The organism is Rhodoplanes roseus, assembly GCF_003258865.1.
GTDB lineage: Bacteria > Pseudomonadota > Alphaproteobacteria > Rhizobiales > Xanthobacteraceae > Rhodoplanes > Rhodoplanes roseus.
Genome location: NZ_NPEX01000995.1, coordinates 1 through 240 on the forward strand (window position 1 = coordinate 1; position 240 = coordinate 240).

The window sequence follows — 240 nt, forward strand, 5'->3', positions numbered from 1 at the left end:
CGGGTGCTGAAGCGGCTGGTCAAGCGGGCCATCAAGAAGGCCGAATTCGCCGGCGCCGACATCGACATCCTGGCGCTCGCCGCGGTTCGCGCAACGCGTGAAGGCACGGTCAAGCGCGGTGGCAACGCCCTGCCGACGATCATCGGCACACCGATGACGGGAGAGATCGTCGACGGCGAGCGGTTCGACGGCGAGACGGAAATCGCCATGTTTCCCGGGGACTTGCCCAAAGACCCTGAA

At 65.8% G+C, this 240-nt stretch carries 1 protein-coding gene; it reads left to right on the forward strand.

The window, feature by feature from the left end; genetic code table 11:
* On the forward strand, positions 1–240 hold a 240-nt coding region (locus CH341_RS33325; protein WP_170149928.1), incomplete at both ends, for a YcjX family protein.